This is a genomic window from Rhizobacter sp., assembly GCF_035702065.1.
GTDB lineage: Bacteria > Pseudomonadota > Gammaproteobacteria > Burkholderiales > Burkholderiaceae_C > Rhizobacter.
The window spans coordinates 1-5,289 of sequence record NZ_DASSRA010000012.1; the positions used below are offsets into that span (position 1 = coordinate 1).

A 5,289-nucleotide genomic window follows, 5' to 3' on the forward strand; every position below is an offset into this window, starting at 1 on the left:
GCTTCGTGATGGACGATGCCACGCGCTTCGCCAAGATGTTCGAGGCGGCCCAGGCGTCCACCGTGACGCTCGCCGACGTGATCAACCCGTTCTACCTGCCGGTCACCACCGCCGGCACCGGCTGGAATGCACGCACCACGATGCTGGGCAACGCCTTCATGGCCCCGAGCCGCGACAGCGTGCTCAATGCGCTGAAGACCCAGCAGGCGAACGTCTGGTACTACCAGTTCAACTGGGCGCAGGAGCCGGCGCCGTGGAACGACATCTACGGCGCGGCGCACGCCTTCGATCTGCCGTTCGTCTTCGGCAACTTCGGGCCCTCGCTCTTTGCCAATGCCGTCAACAGCACTGCCAACCAGCCGGGGCGGCTCGCGCTGTCGGCGGCCATGATGCAAAGCGTGTCGGCCTTCATGCGCAGCGGCGACCCGAACAACGCCGCGCTCGGTGTCACCTGGCCGGCCTGGCCGGGCAAGCTGAGGTTCAACGCCACGCTCACGCAGGCCCAGGTCAGCGTGCAGTGAGCGAAAGCGAGCAGGTCGCGTACACCCGCGGCGAGCACAGGGTGCAGGCCCAAGATCAGCCGGCAGCCGCCACCGCCCGCCGGCGCATCAACAGAAACGCCGCCGGCACCACGAACAGGGACAACAGCGGCGCGGTCACCATGCCTCCGAGCATGGGTGCCGCAATCCGGCTCATGACTTCTGAGCCGGTGCCACTGCCCCAAACGATGGGCAGCAGGCCGGCGAGGATGACGGCGACCGTCATGGCTTTCGGGCGCACCCTCAGCACCGCCCCTTCGCGGATCGCCCCGAGCAGAACGCCTTCGTCCTGCGGGCCCCCCCCACGCAGACGGTCGCTCAGTGCATGCTTCAGGTACAGCAGCATCACCACGCCGAACTCGGCCGCCACACCGGCCAGCGCGATGAAGCCCACGCCAGTGGCAACCGAGAGGTGGTAACCCATCAGGTACAGGAACCACACGCCACCCGTCAGCGCGAACGGCAGTGTCGCCATGATCAGCACCGCTTCGTCGAGCCGGCCGAAGGTCAGGTACAGCAGCACGAAGATGATGAGCAGCGTGGAAGGCACCACGACCTTGAGGCGCGCATTGGCGCGCTCCATGTACTCGAACTGGCCTGAATACGCGATGCTCATGCCGGGATCGAGCTTCACCTCGGCCGACACTGCCCGGCGCAAATCCTCGGCCACCGACCCCAGGTCGCGCCCGCGCACGTCCACATACACCCATCCGGAGGGGCGCGCGTTCTCGCTCTTGAGCATCGGCGGGCCATCGGCAATGCTCACCCTGGCGACCACGCCAAGCGTGATCTGCTGACCGGTGGGAGTCAGCATGGGCAGCTCGGCCAGGCGCTGCGGGGTGTCGCGCCACTCACGGGGGTAGCGCAGGTTGATGGGAAAGCGTGCCAGGCCTTCAACGGTCTCGCTCACGTTCTCGCCGCCAACGGCGCCGGCGATGAGTGCCTGCACGTCGGCGATGTTGAGCCCGTAGCGAGCGGCGGCGGCACGGTCGATCTGCACGTCGACGTAGCGCCCACCGGTCAGCCGCTCGGCGAGGGCCGACGACACGCCGGGCACCTTCTTGGCCACGTGCTCCACCGCCGAGGCCACGCGGTCGATGTCGGCCAGGCTGCCGCCGCTCACCTTGACGCCGATCGGGCTCTTGATGCCGGTGGCGAGCATGTCGATCCGGTTGCGGATGGGCGGCACCCAGATGTTGGACAAGCCGGGGACTTTCACTGCGCTGTCGAGCTCCTCAATCAGCTTCTCGTGCGTCATGCCCGGCCGCCACTGCGCGCGTGGCTTGAGCTGGATGGTGGTCTCGAACATCTCCAGCGGCGCCGGGTCGGTGGCCGTTTCGGCACGCCCCGCCTTGCCGAAGACACGCTCCACCTCGGGCACCGTCTTGATCATCCGGTTGGTGAGCTGCAGCAGCTCGGCCGCCTTCTGAGCCGACAGGCCCGGCAGCGCCGACGGCATGTACAGCAGATCGCCTTCGTCCAGCGGCGGCAGGAACTCGCCCCCCAGGCGCACCAGCGGCCAGGCGGTGGTGGCGAGCAGCACCAGGGCGACGGCGAGCGTGGCCTTCGGCCAGCGCAGCACCGCTTCAAGCGCCGGCCGGTAGGCCGCGATGAGCGCGCGGGTGATCGGGTTGCGCTGCTCGTCGGGGATGCGGCCACGGATCCAGTAGCCCATGAGCACCGGGATCAGCGTGACCGAGAGGCCCGCCGCCGCGGCCATCGCGTAGGTCTTGGTGAAGGCCAGCGGGCCGAAGAGCCGCCCCTCCTGCGCCTCCAGCGTGAAGACCGGGATGAACGACAAGGTGATGATGAGCAGCGAGAAGAAGAGCGCAGGCCCCACTTCCTCGGCGGCTTCGGTCATCACCTTCCAGCGTGCCTCGCCCTGCAGCACGGTATCGGGGTGCGCGTGCTGCCAGGCCTCGATGCGCTTGTGCGCGTTCTCGATCATCACCACCGCCGCGTCCACCATCGCACCGATGGCAATGGCAATGCCGCCGAGCGACATGATGTTGGCGTTGATGCCCTGGTAGCGCATGACCAGGAAGGCCATCAACACCCCGAGCGGCAAGGCGATGATGGCCACCAGCGCCGAGCGCAGGTGCCACAGGAAGATCGCGCACACGGCTGCCACGACGACGAACTCTTCGATCAGCTTGTGCGTGAGGTTCTCGATGGCCCGCTCGATCAGCGCGCTGCGGTCGTAGGTGGCGACGACTTCCACCCCTGGCGGCAGGCTCTTCTGCAGCTCGGTCAGTTTGGCCTTCACGGCATCGATGGTGGTCTGGGCGTTCTTGCCGGAGCGCAGGATCACCACCCCGCCCGCCACTTCGCCCTGGCCGTCGAGTTCGGCGATGCCGCGCCGCATCTCAGGGCCCAGCTGGATCGTGGCCACGTCACCGAGCCTCACCGGCACGCCGCCGCGCGCGGTGAGCGCAATCGCACGAAAGTCGTCCAGCGTCTTGAGGTAGCCGCTGGCGCGCACCATGTACTCGACCTCGGCCAGCTCCAGCACGGAGCCGCCGGTTTCCTGGTTGGCGGCCAGGAGCGCCTCGCGCACCTGGCCGTAGGTGATGCCGTAGGCGGCCAGCTTGAGCGGGTCCGGCACCACCTGGTACTGCCTGACCATGCCGCCCACGCTCGCCACCTCGGCCACGTTGGGCAGGCTCTTCAGTTCGTACTTGAGGAACCAGTCCTGCAGCGCGCGCAGCTGCGACAGGTCGTTGCGGCCGCTGCGGTCGACCAGGGCGTACTGGAAGATCCAGCCCACGCCGGTGGCGTCCGGGCCGAGTGCCGTCTTGGCGGTGGCGGGCAGCCGGCCTTGCACCTGGTTCAGGTACTCCAGCACCCGCGAGCGTGCCCAGTAGAGGTCGGTGCCGTCTTCGAACAGCACGTAGACGAAGCTGTCGCCGAAGAACGAGAAGCCGCGCACCGTCTTCGCCCCCGGCACCGAGAGCATGGTCGTCGCCAGCGGGTAGGTCACCTGGTTCTCGACGATCTGCGGCGCCTGGCCGGGGTAGCTGGTGCGGATGATGACCTGCACGTCCGACAGGTCGGGCAGGGCGTCGATGGGCGTGCTGCGCAGGCTGTAGAGGCCCCACGCGCCGAGCAGGAGCGTGGCCAGCAGCACCAGAAGTCGGTTCGCCACCGACCAGCGGATCAGCCGGGCGATCATCGCTGTGCTCCCACGGCAGGGGAGACGCCGGTGATCACGTAGTCGTCGCCTCGCTTGACGAAGCTGAAGTCCACGGCCTGCGACTTCTTCAAGCCCGTGGCCAGCTTGTTGTCGGCCAGCTTGAACGGCATGGTCATCGCAGGCCACTTGAGGGCGGGGACGGCCTCGTGATCCAGCGTCAGGCCATCGGCTTCGATCTCGACCACCACGCCCCGGGTGCGATAGGTCATCTCGCCCATCGGTGCCGACGCAGCTGCGCGCGCCATCACGCCTTGCAGGCTGGCCTCGGAGTCGATGAGGAACTGCCCCGAGGCCACCACCTTCTGGCCTTCCAGCAAGCCACCGAGCACCACGATCTGCTCGGCCACCTGCTCACCCACCTGCACCTCGACGGGCCGGAAGCGCCCCGGCTCTTCGGAGAGGTACACCAGGTTGCGCTTGCCGGTGCGGATCACCGCTTCCGCCGGCACCACCAGCGCGGAGCGCTCGGCGCCGCGCACCGTCACCTGCGCGAACATCCCGGCCTTGAGGCGTTGGCTGCGGTTGGGCAGCTCGATGCGAACCCGCAGCGTGCGGGTCTCGCGGCTGCCTTCGGGCAGCACGGCGGCCACGCGCCCATCGACCACCTCACCGGGCAGTGCCGGGAAGCGGGCTTGCACCGGCTGGCCGGGTTGCATCAAGGCGGCCTGGGCTTCCGGCACGGCGGCCTCCAGCCAGACCGTGTCCAGCCCGTTGATGCGGGCGAGGGTCATGCCCGGTGCGACGCTCATGCCGTTGCGCACGGCCAACTCGGTGATGACACCTCCCGCCGGCGCGGTGATGGTTTGAAGCACGGCGGGCTGGCCCGAGCGTTCTATCGTCTCGATCAACGCGGCAGGCACACCCAGCAGCACCAGCCGCTGGCGGGCGGCCTGCGTGAGCGCGGCGTCGTTCGTGGCCTTCACCGCCAGGTACTCCTGCTGGGCGCCCAGCCACTCGGGGTTCAGCACGTCGACCAGTGGCGCGCCGGCTGCCACCACGTCCCCTGGTGCGCGGGCATAGACCCGCTCCACGAAGCCGGCCGCGCGTGCCTGCACGATGCTCACGTCGCGCTCATTGAGCTGCACCGTGCCGACCACGTCGGCCGAGGCACCGATGGCGCGTCGCTCCACGCGGGCCAGGCGCAGCCCCAAGGCCTGCTGTGCCTGGGTGGACACCGCGAGCCCCGGAGAGGCGCCGGTATCCACCTCGTCGGCATAGCGCGGCACCAGCTGCATGTCCATGAACGGCGACTTGCCCGGCTTGTCGAACTTCTGGGTGGGCGACATCGGGTCATACCAATACAGCACCTTGCGATCGCCGGCGGCGCTGCCAGCGGCCGCGCCGGCCTCCGCGCGCACGCCGTCATTCGCATGCTGGCCAGCGCCGCGCCACTGCGAAATGCTCCATCCGAGCGCAACACCTGCCGCGAGGGCCAACGCCGCGAATGCCGCCTGTCTGTTGCGGGTGTTCATGTCATTGCTCCGAAATCAAGGTGGTGAGGCGCACGCTCAGGGCGCTGCGTTGCAGGTCGAGCTCGATCAGCCGCAGGCCGGTTTC

The 5,289-nt window shown here is 68.6% G+C and carries 3 protein-coding genes; 1 reads left to right on the forward strand and 2 read right to left on the reverse strand.

Features of this window, described 5'->3' with window-relative positions:
• Positions 1-521 (forward strand): carboxylesterase family protein (locus VFL64_RS00545; protein WP_489538428.1); only part of this gene is annotated, 521 nt, incomplete at its 5' end.
• A gap of 55 nt (positions 522-576) precedes the next feature.
• Here the strand turns inward: VFL64_RS00545 and VFL64_RS00550 are convergent.
• Positions 577-3,711 carry an efflux RND transporter permease subunit gene (locus tag VFL64_RS00550; RefSeq protein WP_489538429.1) on the reverse strand — a complete coding sequence of 1,045 codons (3,135 nt, stop codon included), beginning with the start codon at positions 3,709-3,711 and terminating at the stop codon, positions 577-579.
• Positions 3,708-5,204 carry an efflux RND transporter periplasmic adaptor subunit gene (locus tag VFL64_RS00555; protein ID WP_489538430.1) on the reverse strand — a complete coding sequence of 499 codons (1,497 nt, stop codon included), beginning with the start codon at positions 5,202-5,204 and terminating at the stop codon, positions 3,708-3,710. The genes VFL64_RS00550 and VFL64_RS00555 overlap by 4 nt, the downstream gene beginning before the upstream one ends.
• Positions 5,205-5,289: the final 85 nt, after the last annotated feature.